This is a genomic window from Streptomyces albireticuli (genome assembly GCF_002192455.1).
Taxonomy (GTDB): Bacteria; Actinomycetota; Actinomycetes; order Streptomycetales; family Streptomycetaceae; genus Streptomyces; species Streptomyces albireticuli_B.
Window position 1 is genome coordinate 1,586,332 of the sequence record NZ_CP021744.1, and the last position, 21,166, is coordinate 1,607,497.

Here is a 21,166-nt window from a genome sequence, read left to right on the forward strand (position 1 = left end):
CGTTTTGCGCCGATTGTGGCGCAATAAAGGGGTATCTCCCTAGCCGCCACGCACGGACCGGCCCGCTCCGAGGTGGTTGAACGCGAGGTTGAGGACGACGGCCGTCAGACAGCCGGCGCTGACGCCCGAGTCCAGGATGATCTTCAGGGTCTCGGGGATGGCCGCGTTGTCGTAGAAGGTGCGGGAGACCACGGGGATCAGGCCGATGCCGAGCGAGGTGGCGGCGATCAGGATGTTGTCGCCCTTGTCGAGACCCGCCTTGAGCAGGACGCCGACGCCGCTGGCGGCGACCGTGCCGAAGAGCACGATGCCCGCGCCGCCCAGCACCGGGCGGGGCACGACGGCGATGAGCGAGGCGAAGGCCGGGCTCAGGCCCAGCAGGAGGAACATCAGCCCGCAGCCGGCGACGACGAAGCGGCTGCGCACCCGGGTGAGCGCGACCAGGCCGATGTTCTGGGCGAAGGCGCTGTTCGCGAAGCCGTTGAAGAAGGGGCCGACGGCGGTGCCGAGGGTGTCCGCGCGCAGCCCGCGCGCGATGACCTCCTCGTCCGCCTCCCGGCCCACGATCTCGCCGAGCGCGAGCATGTCGGCGGTGCTCTCCGTCATACAGACGAGCATCAGCACGCACATGGACACGATCGCCGGGACCGCGAACTGGGGCGCGCCGAAGTGGAAGGGTGCGGGGAACCCGACGAGAGGGGCGTGGGCGGCGGGCGAGAGGTCGACGGCTCCGGCCGGGACGGCGATCAGGGTGCCGGCGACCAGGCCGAGCAGGATGGCGATCTGCTGGAGGAAGCCGCGGAGCAGCCGCCGCAGCAGCAGCACGATCACCAGCGTGGCACCGGCCAGGCCGAGGTCGGTCAGGGACGCGGGCCGGTCCGGGCGGCCGCCCTGGATCCAGCCGAAGGAGACGGGCAGCAGCGTGATGCCGATCAGGGTGATGACGGTGCCGCTGACGACGGGCGGGAAGAAGCGGACGAGGCGGCAGAAGTAGGGGGCGAGGAGGAAGCCGAGCGCGCCCGCCACCATGACCGCGCCGTAGATGACCGGCAGGGCGTCCCGCCGGTCGGTCTGGGCGTCGGCGACGGCGAGCATCGGGGCGACGCCGGCGAAGGACACGCCGTTGACGAACGGCAGCCGCGCGCCGACCTTCCAGAAGCCGAGCGTCTGGAGCAGGGTGGCGATCCCCGCGGTGAAGAGCGCCGCGCCCACCAGGAAGGTGATCTCCTTCGGCGGCAGGCCGACGGCGGCGCCGACGACGAGGGGCGGGGCGACGACTCCGGCGTAGCTGGCGGCGACGTGCTGGAAGCCGCCGGCGAGCAGCTTGGTGAGGGGTGGGAGGTGGTCGACGGGGTGCGGGACGGGACGTTCCGGGGCCGGGTCGGGGGTTCGCTCGGTGGAACCGGGCACGGTGGCCATGGCGGGGTCCTCTTGTCGGTGACCGATGGGTGCCCGCCCCCGGGCGGGGGACTTTCCCCTGCCCGCCCCTTCCCGATACCGGGGCTCCGCCCCGGACCCCGGTCCTCGAACTCCCCCAGCTACCGCTGGGAGGTGCCCCCGGACGGGCTGAAATCAGCCCGTCCGGCGCTTGAGGACACCGCGCGTCAGCGCGGAAAAGGGGGCCCGGGGGCGAAGCCCCGGTATCGGGAAGGGGCGGGGCTGGGGAAAGAACCGCCGGAGGCGCGCAAGGTGCGGGCCGGAGCGCCGACCGGCCGCAGCCGGCCGCACCCCGGCCCGCCGCCCGTGGGCCCGAAGACCCACGGGCCCGGCCGAGGGCCGTCCCCCTCGACCGAGTCCGGACGGACGGATGCGTGAGCGGAAAGGCGGACGGACGAACCCTCAGTCCCCCGCCGCGATCCGCGCCAGCCGCCGCGCCTCGTCCCGCGCCTCCCGCGCCACCGCCTCCTCGTCCACCGTCACCAGCCGCCCGTCCTCCACGACGGCCCGGCCGTCGACGAGGGACAGGGTGACGGGCGCGGCGGCGCCGAGGACGAGGGCGGCGACCGGGTCCGCGATGGAGGAGTGGCCGAGGCCGTCGATCCTCCACAGCACGAGGTCGGCGAGCTTGCCCGCCTCCAGTGAGCCGGTCTCGGCGGCCCGCCCGAGGACCTGGGCGCCGCCGTACGTGCCCAGCCGCAGGGCCTGACGGACGCTCAGGGCGTCGGCGCCGCCGGCGAGCCGGTGGACGAGCAGGGCGTTGCGCAGCTCGGTGTGGAGCTCGCCGGTCTCGTTGGAGGCCGTGCCGTCCACGCCGAGGCCGACGGGCACGCCGGCCGCGAGCAGGGCGGGCACGGGCGCGGTGCCGGCCGCTATGCGGGCGTTGGAGGAGGGGCAGTGGGCCACCCCGGTGCCGGTGCGGGCGAAGGCCGCGATGTCGGCGTCGCCCATGTGGATGCAGTGGGCCATCCACACGTCGTCGCCCAGCCAGCCCGTGGACGCGAGGTAGTCCGTGGGGCCCATCCCGAAGAGCTCCTCGCAGAATCGCTCCTCCTCGACGGTCTCCGAGCCGTGGGTGTGCAGGCGCACGCCCTTGCGGCGGGCGAGCTCCGCGGCCTCGCGGAGCAGCTCGGTGGAGACGGAGAAGGGCGAGCAGGGGGCCACCCCGACCCGCAGCATCGAGTCGAAGCCCGGGTCGTGGTAGGCGTCGATCGCCTCCTCGGTGGCGATCAGCGCCGCCTCGGTGGTCTCGACCGCGAAGTCGGGCGGCAGCCCGCCGGCCGACTCGCCGCGGTCCATCGAGCCCCGGGTGGGGCTGAAGCGGACGCCCATCTCCCGGGCGGCCCTGATCTCGGCGCCGAGGAGGTCGCCGGCGCCCTTCGGGAAGACGTAGTGGTGGTCCATGGCGGTGGTGACGCCGCCCCGGACCATCATCGCGAGGGAGCCCCGGGCGGCGGCGTGGACCATCTGTTCGTCGATGCGCGACCAGGTGGGGTAGAGGGCCACCAGCCAGTCGAAGAGGGCGGACTCCTGGGCGAGGCCGCGGGTGAGCCACTGGTAGAAGTGGTGGTGGGTGTTGACCAGGCCGGGGGTGACCAGGTGGCCGGTGCCGTCGACGCGGCGGACGACCCCCTCCAGGCCCTCGGGGGCCGCTCCCGGGCCCACCGATTCGATGCGGTTGCCGGCGACGACGACGTGGCCCGAGGCGTACTCGGTGTCCTGGCCGTCGACGGTGGCGACGGCGCAGTTCTCGATGACGATCCGCTCCACGGGGGCGGACGGGGGGCCTGCGGGGGCTGACGGGGGTGCTGCCACGGCGATTCCTCGATCTCGGTTCACGGAGGGTTCGTGGTTCACGGAAGGTTCGTCAGGTCCACCGGGATGGCGGCCTCGGCGCCCTCGCGCAGGACGGTGGCCTCGATGAGCCCGTACGGCCGGTCGGCGGCGTAGTACACCTCGTTGGCGTTCTTGAGGCCGAACGGCGAGAGGTCCACCAGGAAGTGGTGCCGGTTGGGGAGCGAGAGCCGGATCTCGTCGATCTCCGGGCGGTGGTCGACGACGCGCGCGCCCATGGCGTAGAGGGTCTGCTGGAGCGAGCGGGAGTAGGTGTCGGCGAAGGCGCGCAGCAGGTGCCCGCGCGTGGCGGCGTAGCCGGCGTCCCAGTCGGGCGCGGCCTCACCGCCGCCGGTCCAGGAGTACCGCCAGCGGGCGTGCACCTGGGTGGCGAGGATGCGGTCGTCGGTCTCCGGGAGCGTGGTGTAGCGGTCCTTGACGTAGCCGCGGAACTCGGAGTCGGTGGTGTTGAGCAGCACGAGGTCCTTGAGCCCGGAGACGACCTCCAGGGCGGTGCCGTCGAAGGTGATCTGCGCGGTGCGGGTCTCCTGGCCGGTGCGGACGAAGGAGTGCTCGCCCGGGCCGTCGCAGGCGATCCGCTCCCAGGCGTACTCCTCGACGCGGATCCGGGCGGAGGTGACCGCGCCCTGGCTGCCGACGAAGTGGCGGGCGAGCTGGATGCCGAACTGCTCGGCGGAGTCGATGCCGTGTTCCTTGGCGAAGGCGAACACGGTGTTCTTGGTGGCGTCGGTGGTCAGGACGTGGGCGTTGGAGCCGGTGAGGTGGACGGCGTCCATGTCGCCGGAGAGCGAGACGGAGACGCTGAGGTCCTTGAGGTGATGGACGGGTCCGTCCCGGGTGACCTTCAGGACGCGGTTCTCGGCTTTGCCGTACTGGTTCTGGCCAAGGACGGGCATGCTAGCTCCCTCGGTATACGGAGTAGCCGTACGGGCTGAGCAGGAGCGGTACGTGGTGGTGCTCGCCGGGTGCGACGGCGAAGTCGACCGTCACCTCCGGGAAGAAGGCCGGGCCTCCGCCGGGCCGGCCGGAGAGGTAGGGCCCGACCTCGAAGCGGAGCAGTACGCGGGTGGCGTCCGCCGGCAGTGCCGGGAGGTCCTCGCAGCGTCCGTCCGCGTCGGTGGTGGAGCCGCCGAGCCGGGTCCAGGCCCGGCTCTCCCCGCGCGGGCCGCCGGCGCCGCGCACGGCGAGCGCGACGGCGACTCCCCCGGCGGGCCGGCCGAGGGCGGTGTCCAGGACGTGGGTGGACACCGAGGTGGCCGGCTTCTCGGCGCTCATGGCGGGCTCCCGTCGGTCGGGGGTCTGTCGGCGGTGTCGCCGGGCGCTTCCACGAGCCCGGCCAACCTGATGCGATTGATCTTCCCGAGTTCCGCCCTGACGATCTCGCGCTCGCGTTCCGGCGTGTTGTCGATCCGGTTACGGACGGCGTCCCGCAGCTGTACGGCGGTGAGGCCGGTGGCGCAGACGAGGAAGACGTGCCCGAACCTCTCCTGGTAGGCCAGGCCGAGTTCGAGCGTCTCGGCCTTGAGCCGGGCGGGGGCGTCCGCCATGCCGCGCTGTTCGCGGGCCGATGCCGGGTCGCCGGGGGTGGGGCGGCCGATCGGCGGGTGCGCGGCCGCCGCCTCGGCGAGGTCGGCCGGGGTGAGGGCGGCCACGGCCGCGTCGTTGGCCGCGAGCAGGGCGGCCGGGTCGGGGTAGGGGCGCCGGGCGAGGACCGCCTCGGCCCAGGCGCCCGAGGCGCAGACCGCGCGCAGCGCGGTACGGGCCTCGTCGTCCTCCGCGGTGTTGAACCGGGTGAGCCCCGGCGTCGAACTCGAAGTCACGGGAGCCTCCGTGGCCGCTGCCGATGAGCGTGGGCGAGTACGGACCGCGCACAGCCGCCGGGCGTGAACGGGCTGCGCATAGCTAACGCCCTCGGAAACACCGCGTCAACACTTTGTTGAAATTACTCACCGCTCCGGGTGGTGTTCTCCCGCCCGGCGTCCCGGTTGAGGTAGTTGTAGACGGTGAAGCGGCTGACGCCCAGCGCCGCGGCGACGGTCTCCACGCCGTGCCGCACGGAGAACGCGCCGCGCGCCTCCAGGGTCCGTACGACCGACTGCTTGTCCCGGCGGTCCAGTTCGGCGAGCGGCACCCCGTGCCGGCGCTCCAGCTCGGCCAGGATGTGGTCGAGCGAGTCGGACAGGTGCGGCAGCCTCACGGCCACGACCTCGCGCCCCTCCCAGGACAGCACCACATCGTCGGGGCGGGCCTCGCCGGGCTCGACCAGCTCGCCGCCCATGGCGTCGACGAGCGGTCTGACCGCCGCCCGGAAGGGGTGTTCGGCAGCCCCCGTCACGCCTCCTCCCCCGGCACGACGTTGAGCTGGAGGGAGACCCGGGTGGCACCCGCCCGGAGGGACTCGCGCAGCAGGTCGCCGACGGCGGCCAGCACCGCGTCCTGCCCGCCCTCGGCGCTGGTGCCGAACGGGCCGACGTCCACGGCGTCCAGCTCGGCGGCCCGCACCGCGTCGCGAGCCGCCACCGCGTGCGGTGGCGGCTCGTCGAGGTCGAACGGCTCGGTAGTGAACTCCACTCTCAATCGCACCATGCCCCCACCGTAGCGGGGTGGTTGACCTGCGCGTTCAGCCTCTGGCCGAGGCCATTTCGCGCCGGGGTCCCGCCATGGGCGCGGCCTCGGGCGCGGGCGCGGTGACCTGGACGGCGTCGAGCAGGCCGGGGAAGCGGAGGTCGATGTCCGTGCGGCGGAGCGAGATCACCCGGGAGGTGCCCCGGATCTCGGTCGCCATCAGCCCCGACTCCCTCAGTACCTTCAGGTGGTGCGAGAGCGTGGACTTGGCGATCGGGTAGCTGAGCCGCCCGCAGACCATCGGGCCGCCCTCGTACAGGGTGCGGGCGATGTCGCGGCGGATGGGGTCGCTCAGGGCATGCAGGACCTTGTTCAGGGAGATCTCCCCCCGGTCAGGGTGGAACAGTTCAGCACGCACGGCCGGCCTCCTCGTCGATGTTGCTCGTTTCGGTGTCCGCAACCGGCCGCCGCCACCACATCCGGACCGCGGCGCCCTGCCCCCGCTACTCAAGTTCGACATCTTGCGAACTTGAGGCATCGTAGCGGAAGCGGTCACTCACGAGGCATCACCCACACGGCGGCCGAGGCGCCGGGGCGGAGAAGGAGCGTGGACGGACGGCGCGGACGGCATCCGCGGGGGTTCGGATGCCGTCCGCCGTCCCGTACAGCGCGCCGCGGCCTGTCGGCCGCCCCTGCGCGCTCCCACTCCTCGACAATATTCGATGTTCACCGAATATCGCAAGAGCTCACCTGACCCCACATCAGAAGAAGGCGCCGACACCCCTCTCACCCTTGACACCCCTTCAGCTCGGCAGGCAACCTTCCACTGAGCAGAATCCAACTTCCGCAATACGGAAGGAAATGTGTTCCCGTGAGCCCTCATGAGCCGCGCTTCAACGTGAACCTCTCCATCCTCTTCACCGAACTTCCTCTTCTGGAACGTCCGGCTGCCGCTGCGGCGGCGGGCTTCACGGCCGTGGAGCTGTGGTGGCCCTGGCCCGGTGTGCCGGTACCCGCTCCCGCCGAACTCGACGCCCTGCGGCGCGCGCTGGACGACGCGGGCACCCGCCTCGTCGGGCTGAACTTCTACGCGGGACGGCTCCCGGGCCCGGACCGGGGCGTGCTCTCGCTGCCCGGTGCCGGCTCGGACGACTTCCGCGCCAACCTCGACGTGGCCGCCGACTTCGCGGCGCGCACCGGATGCACCGCGATCAACGCCCTGTACGGCAACCGCCTCCCCGGGCTCGACCACGCGGCACAGGACGCCCTGGCCCTGGAGAACCTGGTGCGCGCCGCCCGCGCCGCGGACCGGGTGGGCGCCGTCCTGCTGATCGAGGCGCTCAACGCCGCCGAGTCGCCCGACTACCCCGTCGTCACCTCGGCGCGGGCGGTCGAGCTGGTCGAGGAGGTGAACGCGGCGAGCGGACTCGGCAACGCCCGCTTCCTGATGGACCTTTACCACCTCTCCGTGGGCGGCGAGGACCTGCCCGCCGTCATCGAGCGCCACGCCGGTGTGACCGGCCATGTCCAGATCGCCGACGACCCCGGGCGCGGGGCGCCGGGCTCCGGGGCGCTGGACTTCGGCGCGCTCCTCGGCCACCTGGACAAGGCCGGTTACGACGGCTGGGTGGGCCTGGAGTACCGGCCCTCCGGGGCGAGCGCCGACAGCTTCGGCTGGCTGGACGCCCTCGGCCGCCGCGCGGGCTGACCCCGGACCCGCCCGGGCCGCGCGCCCCCGGCCGGTCTCCGCCGGCCCTCCACCGGAACCCACGAGAAAGGCCCTCCCGCATGCCCACCGCACTCCCCCGCGTCGCCTGGATAGGCCTCGGCGTCATGGGCTCGCCCATGTCCGAGCATCTGATCAAGGCCGGGTACCCCGTCACCGGGCACACCCTGGAGGCGCACAAGCTCGACCGGCTCGCCGCGGCCGGCGGCACACCCGCGGCCACGGTCGCCGAGGCGGTCCGCGGCGCCGACGTGATCGTCACCATGCTCCCGGCCGACCCGCACGTCGAGGCGGTCTCCTACGGGGACGACGGCGTCCTCGCGCACGCCCGGCCGGGCGCCCTGCTGATCGACATGTCGACCGTGGCCCCTCGCACCTCCATCGCCCTCGCCGAGGCCGCCCAGGCCGGCGGCAAGGGCGTACGCGTCCTCGACGCCCCCGTCTCCGGCGGCGAGGCCGGGGCCGTGGAGGGAGTGCTGTCCGTCATGGTGGGCGGCGCGGAGGCGGACTTCGCCGCCGCGGAGCCGCTCCTCGGCACCTTCGGCACGACGGTCGCGCGGTGCGGCGGCCACGGCGCCGGCCAGACCGTGAAGGCCGCCAACCAGCTGATCGTCGCCGTCACCCTCCAGGCATGCGCGGAGGCCGTCGTCCTCCTGGAGAAGTCCGGCGCCGACCTCGCCACCGCGCTGGACGTGCTGGGCGGCGGCCTGGCCGGCTCGGCCGTCCTCAGCCGCAAGCGGCACAACTTCCTCACCCGCGAGTACGCCCCCGGCTTCCGCCTCGACCTGCACCACAAGGACATGGGCATCGTCCTCGACGCCGCCCGCGCCGTCGGCGCCGCCCTCCCGCTCGGGAGCGCCGCCGCGACCCTGGTGGCCTCGGCCCGCGCGCGCGGCGACGGCGGCCTGGACCACTCCGCGCTGCTGCGCGGCGTCGAGCTCCTGTCGGGGACGGCGTCATGACCACCGCCCGTACCGCCGCGCCCCGTACGGCCACCGGGCGCGCGCCCGCCGCCCGGATGCCCGCCATGGAGGCAGCCGTGCGGATCATGAAGGACGAGGGCGTCGACATCGCCTTCGGCTGCCCCGGGGCCGCGATCCTGCCGCTGTACAAGGCGATGGAGACCGTGGGCGGCATCGAGCACCTCATCGTCCGGCACGAGGAGGGCGCGACGCACATGGCCGACGGGTGGGCCCGCACCAACGGCCGCGTCGGCGTCGCCCTCGCCACCTCCGGGCCGGGCGGCACCAATCTGGTCACCGGGCTCTACACCGCGTTCGCCGACTCCGTGCCGATGGTGTGCGTCACCGGGCAGGCCGTCTCCACCAAGCTGCACCAGGAGGCCTTCCAGGCGGTCGACATCGTGGAGATCGTCCGCCCGGTCACCAAATGGGCCACGCAGATCAAGGAGGCCGCGCAGATCCCCTGGGCCTTCCGGGAGGCGTTCCGCGTCGCCCGCGAGGGGCGCCCGGGCCCGGTGCTGATCGACATCCCGGTCGACCTCGCCCGGCGCGAGATCCGCTACGACCCCGCCCTCGACGCCCGGCTGCCGGTCGCGACCGTCGCGCCGCACCCGCCGCGCGTCGAGGCCGCCCTCGATCTGCTGCTGGCCGCCGAGCGGCCCCTGGTGCTGGCCGGCGGCGGGGTGATCCTCGCCGAGGCGGCGGCCGAACTGCGCGCGCTGGTCGAGTTCCTGAGGGTGCCGTTCCAGGTCACCCTCATGGGCAAGGGCGTCATCGAGGACGACCACGAGCTCAACATGGGCACCACCGGCATCCAGACCTCCCAGCGGTACGCCAACGCCTCGTTCCTGGAGTCGGACTTCGTGCTCGCGGTCGGCGCCCGCTTCGGCGACCGGCACACGGGCGGCGACCTCTCCGTCTACCGGGGCGCGCGCACGTTCGTCCACGTCGACATCGAGCCCTCCCAGCTGGGCAAGGTCATCGAACCGGACCTCGGCGTCGTCTCCGACGCCCGGCTGTTCCTCGCCGCCCTGCTCGCCGCCGCGCGGGCCCGGGCCCGCCGGGCGCCCCTCACCTCCTGGGAGCCGTGGGCCGCGCGCTGCCGGACGCTCAAGCGCACCCTCACCCGCCGCGAGGACTTCGACACCGTCCCGGTCAAGGCGCCCCGCGTCTACAAGGAGATCAACGAGATCTTCGGTGAGGACACCTACTTCGTCACCGCCATCGGCCTCTACCAGATCTGGGGCGGCCAGCATCAGAAGGCCCACCGCCCCCGCCACTACCAGGTCTGCGGCCAGGCCGGGCCGCTCGGCTGGGAGGTCCCGGCCGCGATCGGGGTGAAGAAAGCCCTCCAGGGGATGGGCCGGGGCGACACCGAGGTCGTGGGCATCGTGGGCGACTACGGCTTCCAGTACACGGTCGAGGAGCTGGCGGTCGCCGCGCAGTACGACGTCCCGTGCGTCCTGATCATGCTGAACAACGCCTACCTCGGCCTCATCCGCCAGGCCTCGATCGGCTACGGCATGAACTACCAGGTCGACGTGCACTACGACGAGACCGGCACCGATCACGTCAAACTGATGGAGGCGTACGGCTGTTCAGGACGGCGGGTGGTGGACCCGGCGGACATCCGGCCGGCCGTCGAGTGGGCCCGGGAGCGGGCGGCGGCCACCTCGCGGCCGGCGCTCGTCGAGATCCTCATCGAGCGGGAGGCGAACACCCCGCACGGCCCGGACATCGACGCCGTGCGCGAGTTCGAGCCCCCGCCCTCCGGCTGAACCCGGCGCCGGGCGGGCGGCCTCCGGCACCGGCCCGGCGGTGGGGCCCGCGCCCCTCCGCGCCCGTGCGCCACCGCCGTCCGGCACTCCCCCGGCGGGCGCCGGGGGCGCGCCCGTCCGCTTCCTGATTCGCTCCCCCAGCGCGCCCGCATCGTGGACGATGGGCCCGTACTCATCCCCTGCGGACAACGTTGCTGGAGCCGAGAATGGCCAAGAGCGTGCCGGTCCACTGCCCGACGTGTCGTCGGGAGCACTCCTTCACCCCGCCCACCTTCCCTTGCGCGTGCGGCGCGCCCCTCACCCTGCCCGTCCTCCCCGACGCCACACCGGAGTTACTGGCCCACCGCACGTGGCGGGACTCCTGGGTGGCCGTCCGCTGTCCCTCCTGCGACCGTCAGGACCAGTGGCCGCGGCCGGAGTTCGGCTGCTCGTGCGGCACCGTGGTGCGGCTGCCGGTGCAGCCCGTGCGCGAGCCGTCGGCGGACGCGGGCCCGCCGGCGCCCGCGGCGCTGCGGCCCGAATTCCGGCCGGTCGCCATCCGCACCGCGGAGGACGCGGTGCTGGCCGCCGAGCGCTACCTCACCTGGCTCGGCTTCACGGGCGTCACCCGTCCGGGTGCGGCCCCCGACTCCGGTGTTGACCTGCGCGGGGTGGGCCTGGTCGCCCGGGTCGACCCGACGACCCTGCCCACGTCCCTGCGCGCCGTGGAGTGCCTCTGGCTGCACGGTCTGATCGATTCCGCGTCCGGCGTCTTCTTCTCCCTGGCGGGCTACGAGCGCGAGGGGCGCGCCCGCGCGGACGAGCTGGGCATGCCCCTCTTCGTGATGGACCTGACCGGCACACCGCAGCCGCTCAACGGCCCCGCCGACGAGCTGCTCGAACAGGGCCCGAACTGATCGCCGGAACCGCGAACCTCAATTCTTCCTCTGAACCGGCGCCGTTCGATGGCGAGTTGGGGGCCGGCGGGCGGAAACTCTCTGTGGGCCCGCGAAACGTACGGGGGATCGCGGGCCCTCCACGCCAGGTCTGTCCGGCGGGTCAAGGGGAAGTCCCGCCGGGCAGGTCCTAGGGCGTCGCGGCCGTGGCGGCCGATTCCAGGACCTCGGTGGCCTGCTCGCGCAGCTCCACCTTGCGGACCTTGCCGCTGACCGTCATCGGGAACTCCTGGAGCACCCGCAGATGGCGCGGGACCTTGTAGTGGGCGAGCCGGCCGCGGCAGTACCGGGCGAGCTCGTCGCGGGTCAGGGTGCCGGCGGGGTCGCGGAGTATCACACAGGCCATGATCTCCTCGCCGTACTTCTCGTCGGGGACGCCGATCACCTGCACGTCGGCGATCTTGGGGTGGGTGTGCAGGAACTCCTCGATCTCCCGGGGGTAGACGTTCTCCCCGCCCCTGATGATCATGTCCTTGATGCGGCCGACGATCCGGACGTAGCCGTCCTCGTCCATCACCGCGAGGTCGCCGGTGTGCATCCAGCGGTCCTCGTCGACGGCCTCGGCGGTGCGTTCGGGCTCCTCCCAGTAGCCGAGCATCACCGAGTAGCCGCGGGTGCACAGCTCACCCGGCTCGCCGCGGGCGACGGTGTCCCCGGTGCCCGGGTCCACGACCTTCACCTCGATGTGCGGCAGGACCCGGCCGACGGTGCCGGTGCGGCGTGCCAGGTCGTCGTCGCGGCGGGTCTGCGTGGACACCGGCGAGGTCTCCGTCATCCCGTAGCAGATGGCCACCTCGGCCATGTGCATCTCGGTGACCACCCGCTTCATCACCTCCTCCGGGCACGGCGAGCCGGCCATGATCCCGGTGCGCAGCGAGGAGAGGTCGTGGGCGGCGAAGCCGGGGAGGCCCAGCATGGCGATGAACATGGTGGGGACGCCGTAGAGCGACGTACAGCGCTCGCTCTGCACGGCGCGCAGCGTGGCGGCGGGGTCGAAGGACGGGGCCGGGATGACGGCGCAGGCGCCGTGCGAGGTGATGGCGAGGTTGCCCATGACCATGCCGAAGCAGTGGTAGAAGGGCACCGGCAGGGCGACCCGGTCGGCCTCGGTGTAGCCGAGGAGCTCCCCCACGAAGTAGCCGTTGTTGAGGATGTTGTGGTGGGTGAGGGTGGCGCCCTTGGCGAAGCCCGTGGTGCCCGAGGTGTACTGGATGTTGACGGGGTCGTGGCAGCCGAGCTGCGCCTCGCGCTCGGCGAGCCGCGCGGGGTCCACACCCTCGCCGAGGCGGACGAGCCCGGTCCAGGTCGGGTCGTCGATGTAGACGACGTCGCGCAGGGCGGGGCAGTCGGCACGGACCTGTTCGACCATCCGGCGGTAGTCGCTGGTCTTGTGTTCGACGGAGGCGACGAGCACGCTCACCCCGGCCTGGCGCAGGACGTAGCCCAGCTCGTGGACGCGGTAGGCGGGGTTGATGTTGACCATCACGGCGCCGACGCGGGCGGTGGCGTACTGGACCATCACCCACTCGGGGCAGTTGACGGCCCAGATCCCGACCCGGTCGCCCTTCGCCACCCCCTTGGCGAGCAGCCCGAGCGCGACCTCCTCCACGGCCCGGCCGAACTCCGCGTAGGTCCAGCGGCGGCCGCTCACGGCGTCGACCAGCGCGTCGCGGTCGCCGAAGCGTTCGATGGTAAAGGCGAGATCGGCGCCGATGGTGTCGTCGATCAGCGGAACGGCGGTGGTCCCCGCCGTGTACGAGGGTGTGGTCACCGGTGGTCTTCCTCTCGGTACTCGTGCCCGCCGCCCCGCGCGGTGCGGTCGCGCAGCTCGACACGGCGGATCTTGCCGGACACGGTCTTCGGCAGCTCGGCGAACTCCAGGCGGCGCACCCGCTTGTAGGGGGCGAGGGTGGCGCGGGAGTGCGCGAAGAGCGCCTTCGCGGTGGCGGGGCCGGGCTCCCAGCCCTCGGCGAGGACGACGTACGCCTTGGGGACGGCGAGCCGCAGCGGGTCGGGGGCGGGGACGACGGCCGCCTCGGCGACGGCCTCGTGTTCGAGCAGGGCGCTCTCCAGCTCGAACGGCGAGATCTTGTAGTCGCTGGCCTTGAAGACGTCATCGGCGCGGCCGATGTAGGTGATGTAGCCGTCGGCGTCGCGCGCGCCGATGTCGCCGGTGCGGTAGTAGCCGCCCGCCATGGCCTCGGCGGTGCGCTCGGGGTCGCCCTCGTAGCCCGTCATCAGGCCGACGGGCAGCCGGTCGCCGTCCGTGAGGTCGAGGGCGATCTCGCCCTCGTCGGCGGGCTCGCCGGTGACGGGGTCGAGGAGGGCGACGGTGAAGCCGGGGCTGGGCCGGCCCATGGAACCGGTCTTGAGGAGCTGTCCGGGCGAGTTGGCGATCTGTACGGAGGTCTCGGTCTGGCCGAACCCGTCGCGGATGCCGACTCCCCAGACACGCCGGACGGTCTCGATGACCTCGGGGTTGAGGGGCTCCCCCGCGGCGACGACCTCGCGCGGCGGGGTGCGCAGCGCGCCCAGGTCCGCCTGGATGAGCATCCGCCACACGGTGGGCGGGGCACAGAAGCTCGTGACACCGCAGCGGTCCATCTCGCTCATCAGGCGGGCGGCGTCGAAGCGGGTGTAGTTGTGCACGAAGACGGTGGCCTCGGCGTTCCACGGGGCGAAGAGGTTGGACCAGGCGTGCTTGGCCCAGCCGGGCGAGGAGATGTTGAGGTGGACGTCGCCGGGGCGCAGTCCGATCCAGTACATGGTCGTCAGGTGCCCTACGGGGTAGGACACATGGGTGTGCTGGACGAGCTTGGGGCGTGCGGTGGTACCGGAGGTGAAGTAGAGCAGGAGAGGGTCGTCGGCGAAGGTGGGGCCGTCGGGGACGAAGAGGTCGCCGGGGCGGGTGGTGGTGCCGCGGACCACGTGCTCTTCGTGGGCTCCGCCGCCTTCGTGCGCTGCGGGTGCCCCGGAGGTCTCGGAAGTCTCGGGTGTCCCGGGCGTCTCGGACATGTCGCCGGGCTCGTAGGTCTCGTAGGTCTCGTGGTCCTCGTAGGCCAGCCACGGCGCCGGGGCGCCGCCGCCCACCGCGATCCGGGTGTAGTCGCCGGGCACGTCCGCGAACTTCTCCGTGTCCCCGGTCCTGACGATCACATGGGCGGCGCGGCCGCGCTCGACCCGGTCGGCCAGGTCGGCGGTGCCGAGCAGCGGGGTGGCGGGGATGACGACGGCCCGCAGCTTCATCGCGGCGAGGGCCGTCTCCCACAGCTCGGTCTGGTTGCCGAGCATGACGAGGATCCGGTCACCGGCCCGTACGCCGCGCGCGCGCAGCCAGTTGGCGAGCCGGGCCGAGCTCCGGCGCAGGTCGTCGAAGGAGCGCCGGGACTCGCGGCCGTCCTCCTCCACGATCCACAGCGCCGTGCGGTCGTTGCCCTCGGCCAGGGTGTCGAACCAGTCGAGCGCCCAGTTGAACTGCCGGGGGCGGGGCCAGACGAAGCCCTCGTACGCCGTCCGGTAGTCGTCCCGGTGGGCCAGCAGGAAGTCCCGGGCCGCCCGGAACTCGTCCGTCGCCGATCCGCTCGTCCCGTCCGCGTCTGTCAGGCTCATAGACGTCACATGTCCTCCAGATTGCAGGGCGCGCCGCCGGCCCGCTGGTTAGCATCGTGCGACGGTGATCTGAGTCTCACCACCCCCGGACGGGGGTGGCCGCATTTCATTGGATACGGAGATTCCGACTCCGGTCCGGACCGGGGAGGCAGCGATGGGGGATGCGGACGGGACCGCGGAGGTGCGGGCGGCTCTGTTGCGGATGCGCAGGGGCGCGGGGCTGCCGGTCGCCTTCGGCGGACTGCTGACGGCCTCCCGGCAGCTGCGGATATCGGACCTGTCCGGGACCGCGACGCCCGCGCTGCGCGGCCTGGCCATCCGCACCGGCAGCGGGCTGGGCGGCAAGGTCGCGGCCCTGGGCCGGCCGCTGTCCGTCACGGACTACCACTCCTCGCACGTCATCACGCACGAGTACGACGCGGCGGTGGCCACGGAGGGGCTGCGCTCGGTGATGGCGGTGCCCGTCGTCGTACGGGGCCGGGTGCGCGGGGTCCTCTACGGCGCGCTGCGGCGGCCCCTCCCCCTCGGTGACCGCGCGCTGACCACGGCGGTCGACGCGGCGCGCGAGCTGGAGCAGGGGCTGGCCGTGCAGGACGAGGTCCTGCGGCTGCTGTCGGTCGCCCACCAGCCGACGACGGCGGACCCGGCGATGTGGGAGGAGGTCCGCGAGGCCCACGGCGAACTCCGCGCCCTCGCCCACCGCGTCGCCGACCCGGTGCTCCGCCAGGACCTCCTCGCGGCGTGCCGGCGCCTGGCCCTGGCCTCCTCCGGCGGCGTGCGGGCGGCCGGCGCGGACGGCCGGCGCGCCGATCTGTCGCCGCGCGAGATCGATGTGCTGGCGTGCGTGGCGTCGGGGGCGACGAACGCGGGGGCCGCGGAGCGGCTGGGGCTCCGGCCGGAGACGGTCAAGAGCTATCTGCGCTCCGGCATGCGGAAGCTGGGGGTGCACACCCGGCTGGAGGCGGTGGTGGCGGCGCGGAAGGCGGGAGTGCTGCCGTAGCGGGGGACGCGGCCGGGGCGGCCGTAGGCGCCGCGGGGCGACTGCCGTAGGGCGCGCCTCCGCCCGCCCGTACTCCGGACGCCCCTGGGGCCGGTGTCAAAGAAGTGTCAAAGGAGTGGCACTCAGGGTCAACAGGCTGTCAATGAGGCGCTTCGCCGGGCGTGGGGCGGGCATAGCGTGAGCGGGCCGCGCGACGTGGCGGGCGGCTCGTCCCACCGCGTCCGCGGCAGGCCGCACGTCCCTCGCTCGCGGGCTCCACGGCCCGTCTTCCCGGACGCACGGAGCACCACTCGCCCGGCACGTATCGACACCTCTCGACACCGCCTGACACTCACCGCCTGATACTCACCGCCTGATACTCACTTCCTGACACTCCCTCGGCACCTCTCGACAACTCTCGATCGATCTCGACACTTCTTCACTTCTTCGAGGACCGTCATGCACCTGAGCCGTAACCCCGCCGAAGCCGCCGCCATAGCCGCCGTCGACAGCCCGCAGGCCGACGAGGGGGAACCCTCCGAACCAGCCCATCCCGCCGGGCGGGCCCCCGAGCGCGCGCTGTACGTCCCCGTCCGGCCCTGCCCCAGCGGTTTCGCCCTGCGGGTCTTCCGGTCGCCCCTCGGCGACCGCACCGCCGTCGCCTTCACCACCGAGCGACGGCTTTCCGACGTCCTGGGCCCCGGCCAGCCGTCCGTACGTCTCGCCCTGCCGGCCGTACGCGCCCTCGCGGAGCCCCTCGGCGTCGTGCTCGTCTCCGTCGATCCCCAGCTCACGGCACCCGCGGTGCGGCCCGGTGTGCCGGAGGGCAGCACGCCGCTGCCGCCCCTTCCCGGCTGAGCCGGGCGGACCCGACCGGCCACGCCGCCCTCTCACCCGCTGGAGACACCGATGTCCGTACCCCTCGCCCCCCGTTCCCGCGCCCTCCCCGAGCAGCCCGCGCCCGCCGCCGCGGTCTGGCCCGCTTCCACCCGGGTGCTGCCCGGCGGTGACCTCGCCGTCGGCGGCGTACCGCTCGCCGAGCTCGCCGACCGCTTCGGCACCCCCTCCTACGTCATCGACGAGGACGAGGTGCGGGCCAGGGCGCGCGCCTGGCGCGCCGCGCTCCCGGCCGCCGACGTCGCCTACGCCGGCAAGGCGTTCCTCTCCCGGGCGATGATCCGCTGGATCGAGGAGGAGGGCCTCCACCTGGACGTCTGCTCGGCCGGGGAGCTGGAGCTCGCCGCGCTCACCGGGTTCCCGGCGGAGCGGATCGTCCTGCACGGCAATGCCAAGAGCCCGGACGACCTGCGGACCGCGCTGCGCCTGGGCGTGGGCCGCGTCGTCGTCGACAGCGCCGGCGAGGTGGCCCGGCTCGCCGCGCTGGTGCCGCCGGGTGCCCGCCAGCGGGTGCTGGTGCGGGTCGTGCCGGACGTGGCGGCCGGCGCGCACGCGGCCGTCCGTACGGGGGTGGCGGGCCAGAAGTTCGGGCTGCCGCTCGCGGGCGGCGAGGCCGAGGACGCGGTGGCGCGGATCCTCGGCCAGCACCGGCTCGAACTCACGGGCCTGCACTGCCACCTCGGTTCGCAGATCACCGGCCTGGAACCGTACGTCACGGCGGTGCGGCGGCTCGTCCCGTTCCTCGCCCGGCTGCGCGAGGTGCACGGCGTGACCTTCCCCGAGCTCGACCTCGGCGGCGGCTTCGCGATCGCCTACCGCGAGGGCGAGCCGACGGTCGACCCCCGGGCGTACGCGGAGCGGGTGTGCGGCGAACTCGTCCTGCAATGCGCCCGGTTCGATCTGCCCGTGCCCCGGCTGACCGTGGAGCCGGGGCGCTGGATCGCGGGCCCGGCGGGCGTGGCGCTCTACCGGGTCCTGGCGGTCAAGCACACGGGCGAGCGCACGTTCGTCGCGGTGGACGGCGGGATGAGCGACAACCCGCGCCCGGCGCTGTACGGCGTCCGCTACACGGTCCGGCTCGTGGGCCGGGCGTCCGGGGAGGCACCGCGTGCCATGACGGTGGTCGGCCGGCACTGCGAGGCGGGCGACGTGCTCGCCGAGGACGTGCCGCTGCCCGGGGACGTCCGGCCGGGCGACGTGCTGGCCGTGCCGGCCTCCGGCGCGTACCACCTGTCGATGGCGTCCGCGTACAACCTCGTCGGCAGGCCGCCGGTCGCGGCCGTGTCGGGGGGCCGGGCCAGGCTGCTCGTACGCCGGGAGACGCTGGAGGACCTGAGGAGCAGGGACCTGGGGGACTGACGCGGGCGGGGGGGGGCGGCCGGGGTCCACGGTACGTACGCCGAGGCCCACGATAGGTACGGCCGAGGCCCACGGTACGTACGGCCGAGATCTACGGCACCTCCCCGAACCGCACCTCGTGCCGCGCGCCGGGGGCCGTCATCGCCAGCACTCCGGCCGCTTCCCGCTCCAGGTCGTCCCGGTCCGCCCGGGTGAGGGGCGCGAACGGATCCAGGGTGAGGGTGGCGGCGTCCCGCGCCTTCTCCACGCGCCACACGCCGCCGATGAAGCCGTCGACGAGGAACGCGCAGCGGGCCCGGTTCACCCGCCAGACGCGGGAGCGGTGGGCGGGGTCCATGATGCGGGCCCGGTCGGCGTGCGAGAGGGCGATGTTGTCGAACTCGGGGAGCAGGCGGACCGGGGCCGGGGTCCCGGGGTCGGGCAGCGGTCCGTCGGGGAGGTCGAAGAGCTCGGTCCCGTGCGGGTCGCGGAAGGTGCGCAGGCCGGGCCGCAGCTGTTCGAAGGTGGCGCGCAGGCGGGTGAGGCCGGACCAGGTCTGGGCGTCCTTGACGGAGGCGGGACCGAAGGCGGCGAGGTAACGCAGGACGAGCCCGCCGAGGTCCTCCGCTTCCGTGGTGCCGGCCTCGCCGGTCCAGGCCCCGAGGGTCGTCCAGGCGGCGGCCCCGCCGCGTCCCCACAGGGCCCGCGGGGTGACCTGGACGAGCGGCAGCAGAGCCCGCGCGGCGGCGGCCAGGGCGGCGGGATCGTGGCCGGGCCACCGGCCGGCCAGCAGCGGGCCGAGCTCCTGGAGGGTGCGCGGGCGCTCGGCGAGGAGGCCCTCGGCGAAGGCGGCCACGTGCCGCGGGTCCAGATCCGTGAGCCGCTTGCCGTGCGAGCCCTGGAAGGCCCGCTCGTGAACGGGCCGGAGGAGCGGGTACAGGGCGTGCGCGTCCGGGGCGCCGACCAGGTGGATGGTGCCGCGCATCAGGGGCACGCGCACGGCGGCGCGCGAGGCCAGCAGGCCGGAGAGCTCCTCGGGGTCGAAGCCGTCGAGGCGGGCGGCGAGCGCGTGGTACGGGTCCATGGGTGACTGGGCCTGGAGTCCGGCCAGGTGGCCGACGGCGTCGAGCGCGGGCAGCGCGGCGCGGCGGAGCAGGAGCTGCCGCTCCAGCAGGGCACGGTTGAGAGCGCGTACGGTCAGGGTGGGAGACGCGTCGGTCGTCATGCGCTCACATTAGAAGCGAAGTCGATCATGCCCGGTCATCTCCTGTCCGCGCCTGGGTCCACTGTCCGTAATTTGGTCCGTATATCCTGTTCTGCGGTCCAGTGATGAGCGAGAGGGAAGAGTGCCCCCATGTCGGAGAACCCGCCTCGCCGTCAGCGGCCGACGCCGAAGAAGCACTCCTGGCTCCGGACGTCGCCCGCCCGCACGGGCGAGGCCGACACCCCGCCCGCTCCGGTACCGGCCGGCCCGACGAACGGCGCGGGCAGCATCGTCCACGCGGCCGTCTACCGCGACGGCCACCGGATCAGCACCCCGGCTTCGCTGGCCGACACCTACCGGCAGCTGCGCGAGCAGCCGGACGGCATGGCGTGGATCGGGCTGCACCGGCCGACGGAGAACGAACTGGTCTCGCTGGCCGAGGAGTTCGACCTCCACCAGCTGGCCGTCGAGGACGCCCTGGAGGCCCACCAGCGCCCCAAGCTGGAGCGCTACGGCGACACCCTCTTCGTCGTACTGCGCGCCGCGCGCTATCTCGACGCCTCCGAGGAGGTCGACTTCGGCGAGCTCCACATCTTCGTCGGCCACGACTTCGTGATCACGGTCCGGCACGGCGCGGCCCCCGACCTCTCCGCCGTCCGCCGCCGCATGGAGAGCACCCCCGAGCTGCTGGCCCTGGGCCCCGAGGCGGTCCTCTACGCCATCCTCGACGCGGTCGTCGACGGCTACGCCCCGGTCGTGTGGGGCGTCCAGAACGACATCGACGAGATCGAGACCGAGGTCTTCGGCGGCGACCCCGAGGTCTCCCGCCGCATCTACGAACTGGCCCGCGAAATGGTCGAGTTCCAGCGCGCCACCCGCCCCCTGGTCGGCATGCTGCACGGCCTGATGGCCGGCTTCACCAAATACGGCACCGACGACGAACTCCAGCGCTACCTCCGCGACGTCGCCGACCACGTCACCCACACCAGCGAACGCGTAGACGGCTTCCGCTCGGCCCTCGCCGACATCCTCGCCGTCAACGCCACCCTGGTCACCCAGCAGCAGAACGCGGAGATGCGCGCCCTGGCCGAAGCGGGCTTCGAGCAGAACGAGGAGATCAAGAAGATCTCGTCGTGGGCGGCCATTCTGTTCGCCCCCACGCTGGTGGGGACGATCTACGGGATGAACTTCGACAATATGCCGGAGCTGCACTGGGTGGGCGGGTATCCGTTCGCGATTGTGCTGATGGCGATCGTCTGCACGAGCCTGTACGTCGTCTTCAAGAAGCGCGACTGGCTGTAGCCGACACATCGAGGCCGCTGATCAACTTAGCTCTCGCGCACGCGTGGAGGCGGCTCGCAAGGCCCCTGGGGAGAGTCCGGGGACACTGCGCAGCACGCGGCTGCGCGGGTAGCGAAAACGGGTGGCACGGTATTCGACCACTGACAACGCCCGCGACGGCCCAGTAGCGCCCGTCTGGACCTGCCCCGGGCGGGCGGAGCCGACGGAACCGGGTAACGTCTTTGTCATGTTCTTCCAGACACCGATTTACGAGTGAGAGCGTGACGGGCCCCCGCTGACGTCCCTCGACGTCGCCGCGCCCGTCCCCCACCGATGAATCCGTAGATCACTTCACATCACCACCGGGAGAACCCGTGACCGACAGCAAGAACATCAACAACCCCGTGGGCCAGGGCGGCGGCCAGCGCAAGAAGTTGTCCCGCGCCGAACGGCAGAACAACGGTCCGCACCGCAACCGCGACCGCCAGAGCGCCGCCGACCAGAAGGCCGAGCTGGTGCGCAAGATGCGCGAGAAGGCACGCGCAGCTGAGGCCGCCGGGCAGGCGAGCGACGACACCGCACAGAGCTGACGCACGGCCGC

At 73.2% G+C, this 21,166-nt stretch carries 20 protein-coding genes; 9 read left to right on the forward strand and 11 right to left on the reverse strand.

All coding sequences use genetic code 11. The annotated features are described in order from the left end of the window. Nucleotides 1-39 precede the first annotated feature (39 nt). From SMD11_RS06935 to SMD11_RS06970, 8 genes are all read right to left on the reverse strand, one after another. Nucleotides 40-1,419, reverse strand: a complete 1,380-nt coding sequence (locus SMD11_RS06935; protein ID WP_087925600.1) for a nucleobase:cation symporter-2 family protein — start codon at nt 1,417-1,419, stop codon at nt 40-42. Nucleotides 1,420-1,839: 420 nt separating this feature from the next. Further along, nucleotides 1,840-3,207 carry an 8-oxoguanine deaminase gene (locus SMD11_RS06940; protein WP_087925601.1) on the reverse strand — a complete coding sequence of 456 codons (1,368 nt, stop codon included), beginning with the start codon at nt 3,205-3,207 and terminating at the stop codon, nt 1,840-1,842. 83 nt (nt 3,208-3,290) lie between these two features. Then, the gene (gene pucL, locus SMD11_RS06945; RefSeq protein ID WP_087925602.1) at nt 3,291-4,187 is read right to left on the reverse strand and encodes a factor-independent urate hydroxylase; all 897 of its coding nucleotides are present in this window, start codon (nt 4,185-4,187) and stop codon (nt 3,291-3,293) included. Between the two features lies 1 nt (nt 4,188). After that, complete coding sequence (gene uraH / locus SMD11_RS06950; protein ID WP_087925603.1) at nt 4,189-4,566, reverse strand: hydroxyisourate hydrolase; 378 nt, start codon at nt 4,564-4,566, stop codon at nt 4,189-4,191. Beyond that, the gene (uraD, locus tag SMD11_RS06955) at nt 4,563-5,111 is read right to left on the reverse strand and encodes a 2-oxo-4-hydroxy-4-carboxy-5-ureidoimidazoline decarboxylase (protein ID WP_087925604.1); all 549 of its coding nucleotides are present in this window, start codon (nt 5,109-5,111) and stop codon (nt 4,563-4,565) included. Before uraD ends, uraH begins: the two co-directional genes overlap by 4 nt. A 122-nt stretch (nt 5,112-5,233) precedes the next feature. After that, complete coding sequence (locus tag SMD11_RS06960) at nt 5,234-5,626, reverse strand: helix-turn-helix domain-containing protein (protein ID WP_087925605.1); 393 nt, start codon at nt 5,624-5,626, stop codon at nt 5,234-5,236. Further along, entirely contained in the window at nt 5,623-5,874 is a 252-nt protein-coding gene (locus SMD11_RS06965; protein WP_087930328.1) for a hypothetical protein, read from the reverse strand. Before SMD11_RS06965 ends, SMD11_RS06960 begins: the two co-directional genes overlap by 4 nt. 37 nt (nt 5,875-5,911) lie before the next feature. Next, nucleotides 5,912-6,274 (reverse strand): ArsR/SmtB family transcription factor, encoded by a 363-nt coding sequence (locus SMD11_RS06970; RefSeq protein WP_234365935.1) that lies wholly within the window; start codon nt 6,272-6,274, stop codon nt 5,912-5,914. Between the two features lie 453 nt (nt 6,275-6,727). On the opposite strand from SMD11_RS06970, the gene SMD11_RS06975 reads away from it, so the two are divergent. The 4 genes from SMD11_RS06975 to SMD11_RS06990 all read left to right on the forward strand — a co-directional run bounded on the left by SMD11_RS06975 (nt 6,728) and on the right by SMD11_RS06990 (nt 11,218). Beyond that, the gene (locus tag SMD11_RS06975) at nt 6,728-7,564 is read left to right on the forward strand and encodes a TIM barrel protein (protein WP_087925607.1); all 837 of its coding nucleotides are present in this window, start codon (nt 6,728-6,730) and stop codon (nt 7,562-7,564) included. Nucleotides 7,565-7,644: 80 nt separating this feature from the next. Then, the gene (locus SMD11_RS06980; protein WP_087925608.1) at nt 7,645-8,544 is read left to right on the forward strand and encodes a 2-hydroxy-3-oxopropionate reductase; all 900 of its coding nucleotides are present in this window, start codon (nt 7,645-7,647) and stop codon (nt 8,542-8,544) included. Continuing rightward, on the forward strand, nt 8,541-10,322 hold the full coding sequence (gene gcl, locus SMD11_RS06985; RefSeq protein ID WP_234365936.1) for a glyoxylate carboligase: 1,782 nt from the start codon (nt 8,541-8,543) through the stop codon (nt 10,320-10,322). Before SMD11_RS06980 ends, gcl begins: the two co-directional genes overlap by 4 nt. 206 nt (nt 10,323-10,528) lie before the next feature. Further along, nucleotides 10,529-11,218: a hypothetical protein gene (locus SMD11_RS06990; protein ID WP_087925609.1), complete on the forward strand. Its 690-nt coding sequence runs from the start codon at nt 10,529-10,531 to the stop codon at nt 11,216-11,218. Nucleotides 11,219-11,387: 169 nt separating this feature from the next. Here the strand turns inward: SMD11_RS06990 and SMD11_RS06995 are convergent, their stop codons facing one another. Further along, nucleotides 11,388-13,028, reverse strand: coding sequence for an AMP-binding protein (locus tag SMD11_RS06995; RefSeq protein WP_087925610.1), 1,641 nt, complete (start codon nt 13,026-13,028; stop codon nt 11,388-11,390). Further along, nucleotides 13,025-14,866, reverse strand: coding sequence for an AMP-binding protein (locus tag SMD11_RS07000; protein WP_087925611.1), 1,842 nt, complete (start codon nt 14,864-14,866; stop codon nt 13,025-13,027). Before SMD11_RS07000 ends, SMD11_RS06995 begins: the two co-directional genes overlap by 4 nt. Nucleotides 14,867-15,020: 154 nt before the next feature. Between SMD11_RS07000 and SMD11_RS07005 the strand changes: the two genes are divergently transcribed. The 3 genes from SMD11_RS07005 (at nt 15,021) to lysA (ending at nt 18,101) form a co-directional block, all read left to right on the forward strand. Next, nucleotides 15,021-15,866, forward strand: a complete 846-nt coding sequence (locus SMD11_RS07005; protein WP_087925612.1) for a helix-turn-helix transcriptional regulator — start codon at nt 15,021-15,023, stop codon at nt 15,864-15,866. Between the two features lie 438 nt (nt 15,867-16,304). After that, the gene (locus SMD11_RS07010) at nt 16,305-16,703 is read left to right on the forward strand and encodes an SAV_915 family protein (protein ID WP_324614704.1); all 399 of its coding nucleotides are present in this window, start codon (nt 16,305-16,307) and stop codon (nt 16,701-16,703) included. A gap of 51 nt (nt 16,704-16,754) precedes the next feature. Beyond that, complete coding sequence (gene lysA, locus SMD11_RS07015) at nt 16,755-18,101, forward strand: diaminopimelate decarboxylase (protein WP_087925613.1); 1,347 nt, start codon at nt 16,755-16,757, stop codon at nt 18,099-18,101. Between the two features lie 91 nt (nt 18,102-18,192). Here the strand turns inward: lysA and SMD11_RS07020 are convergent, their stop codons facing one another. Further along, on the reverse strand, nt 18,193-19,305 hold the full coding sequence (locus SMD11_RS07020; protein ID WP_087925614.1) for a winged helix DNA-binding domain-containing protein: 1,113 nt from the start codon (nt 19,303-19,305) through the stop codon (nt 18,193-18,195). 129 nt (nt 19,306-19,434) lie between these two features. Here SMD11_RS07020 and SMD11_RS07025 point away from each other — a divergent pair, with 129 nt between their 5' ends. Beyond that, on the forward strand, nt 19,435-20,586 hold the full coding sequence (locus SMD11_RS07025) for a magnesium and cobalt transport protein CorA (protein WP_087925615.1): 1,152 nt from the start codon (nt 19,435-19,437) through the stop codon (nt 20,584-20,586). A gap of 353 nt (nt 20,587-20,939) precedes the next feature. Then, nucleotides 20,940-21,155 (forward strand): DUF6243 family protein, encoded by a 216-nt coding sequence (locus SMD11_RS07030; protein WP_087925616.1) that lies wholly within the window; start codon nt 20,940-20,942, stop codon nt 21,153-21,155. Nucleotides 21,156-21,166: the final 11 nt, after the last annotated feature.

Bases quoted from the DNA above. Each gene is read 5' to 3' on its own strand.
- uraH (WP_087925603.1), bottom strand. From the start codon at position 4,566: ATGAGCGCCGAGAAGCCGGCCACCTCGGTGTCCACCCACGTCCTGGAC.
- gcl (WP_234365936.1), top strand. From the start codon at position 8,541: ATGACCACCGCCCGTACCGCCGCGCCCCGTACGGCCACCGGGCGCGCG.
- SMD11_RS06935 (WP_087925600.1), bottom strand. From the start codon at position 1,419: ATGGCCACCGTGCCCGGTTCCACCGAGCGAACCCCCGACCCGGCCCCG.
- pucL (WP_087925602.1), bottom strand. From the start codon at position 4,187: ATGCCCGTCCTTGGCCAGAACCAGTACGGCAAAGCCGAGAACCGCGTC.
- SMD11_RS06980 (WP_087925608.1), top strand. From the start codon at position 7,645: ATGCCCACCGCACTCCCCCGCGTCGCCTGGATAGGCCTCGGCGTCATG.
- lysA (WP_087925613.1), top strand. From the start codon at position 16,755: ATGTCCGTACCCCTCGCCCCCCGTTCCCGCGCCCTCCCCGAGCAGCCC.
- SMD11_RS07005 (WP_087925612.1), top strand. From the start codon at position 15,021: ATGGGGGATGCGGACGGGACCGCGGAGGTGCGGGCGGCTCTGTTGCGG.
- SMD11_RS07000 (WP_087925611.1), bottom strand. From the start codon at position 14,866: ATGAGCCTGACAGACGCGGACGGGACGAGCGGATCGGCGACGGACGAG.
- SMD11_RS07020 (WP_087925614.1), bottom strand. From the start codon at position 19,305: ATGACGACCGACGCGTCTCCCACCCTGACCGTACGCGCTCTCAACCGT.
- SMD11_RS07025 (WP_087925615.1), top strand. From the start codon at position 19,435: ATGTCGGAGAACCCGCCTCGCCGTCAGCGGCCGACGCCGAAGAAGCAC.
- SMD11_RS06990 (WP_087925609.1), top strand. From the start codon at position 10,529: ATGGCCAAGAGCGTGCCGGTCCACTGCCCGACGTGTCGTCGGGAGCAC.
- SMD11_RS07010 (WP_324614704.1), top strand. From the start codon at position 16,305: ATGCACCTGAGCCGTAACCCCGCCGAAGCCGCCGCCATAGCCGCCGTC.